Origin of the sequence: Candidatus Symbiopectobacterium sp. (genome assembly GCF_020054415.1) — a bacterium.
Lineage (GTDB): Bacteria > Pseudomonadota > Gammaproteobacteria > Enterobacterales > Enterobacteriaceae > Symbiopectobacterium.
In genome coordinates this window covers 1-1,015 of sequence record NZ_JAHWCO010000335.1, presented here as the reverse complement: position 1 = coordinate 1,015, position 1,015 = coordinate 1, and the positions used below count along the sequence as shown (strand labels likewise).

2 protein-coding genes and 1 pseudogene are annotated in these 1,015 nt (G+C 44.5%); 2 read left to right on the top strand and 1 reads right to left on the bottom strand.

What is annotated here, in order from left to right; genetic code table 11:
• Positions 1 to 251: 251 nt before the first annotated feature.
• Both QZ506_RS09900 and QZ506_RS09895 read left to right on the top strand, forming a co-directional pair.
• On the top strand, positions 252 to 527 hold the full coding sequence (locus QZ506_RS09900; RefSeq protein ID WP_291970805.1) for a hypothetical protein: 276 nt from the start codon (positions 252 to 254) through the stop codon (positions 525 to 527).
• Positions 528 to 538: 11 nt separating this feature from the next.
• Entirely contained in the window at positions 539 to 715 is a 177-nt protein-coding gene (locus QZ506_RS09895; RefSeq protein ID WP_291970803.1) for a hypothetical protein, read from the top strand.
• Between the two features lie 132 nt (positions 716 to 847).
• On the opposite strand, the pseudogene QZ506_RS09890 reads toward QZ506_RS09895, so the two are convergent.
• Positions 848 to 1,015: pseudogene (locus QZ506_RS09890) on the bottom strand (IS481 family transposase); the annotation flags it as partial.

Below are 1,015 nucleotides of genomic sequence, written 5' to 3'. Positions count from 1 at the left end.
GCAGTTGATAGGTTTTCCCATTTGAACTTATCTCTTTGGAGTAACCATTTCTGCCCATTTTTTCATGCAGGTTATCATAGTCTTCAGAATCTGCATCATGCAGCTCGACCCTGACAGTAAACTGAGCCATTTCATTTCGTTAAATTGTCTGTGGAATAACCAGGTTATCAGGTTCCTTTGTCGGTGGAAAGCAGGGAAACCCTCGCCGCCTGAGAGGGTCACTAAAGCAGGTACTTAACACGGAGATCACCATGCAAAAGCTCATTGACGAATTCGACCACCTGATAGCGCAGGGGACGATTGTTACTGATATCATCCTGTCGGGAGTTGTAGACGACTGCGGCTATTTAATACAACAGATTGATAATCCTGACTTTTTCAGCGTCTATATCCGAGGCAGCGACGGCTTGCTACAGGCCATCGGTGACTTCTCCGACCGTGAGGACGCACTCGCTTATGCCGCGAGGATGGTTGAGAAATATCAAGCACAACTCACGGACAATACCCGGAAGTTATTAAACGATTGAGGTATGTATTTATGGAAAATGAAAATCGGACCACGATTAAAGCATGCTCAAAACCAATTGCCCTTTCTGATTATGATGAGTGGTGTGATGCCTTGGAATGGCTAGATAAAAACGTCGTAGATTTTCCAACAGCCATAGAGAATGACATAAACAATAATGTTTCACCCTGGATAGGCTTTGTTGAATAAATCAGAACTTGTAACGACTGCGCCCCATACGGGTCGATTGTTACGTGATGCGAATACTGTTCGGCATTCCTATATGTACTAGCTCAGACCTGATCTGACAGTTACCGATTATTTATACAGGTGTCTGTCAGATTACATCTGGTTCAGATTCTTTTCTGTCCAGATCCGTTTTCCATCGAGTAAAGTGGCCATCGGCGTACGCCCGCAGCACATTTTTCCCTGATGAGTTCGCTCATTATTGTAATGCCACAACCAGTTGTCCAGATCTACCTGCAGGCTTTCCAGGTCTCCATATAACTT

What these genes read in the sequence shown, in the direction of transcription:
- QZ506_RS09900 (WP_291970805.1), top strand. Translation starts at nt 252, where the DNA reads ATGCAAAAGCTCATTGACGAATTCGACCACCTGATAGCGCAGGGGACG.
- QZ506_RS09895 (WP_291970803.1), top strand. Translation starts at nt 539, where the DNA reads ATGGAAAATGAAAATCGGACCACGATTAAAGCATGCTCAAAACCAATT.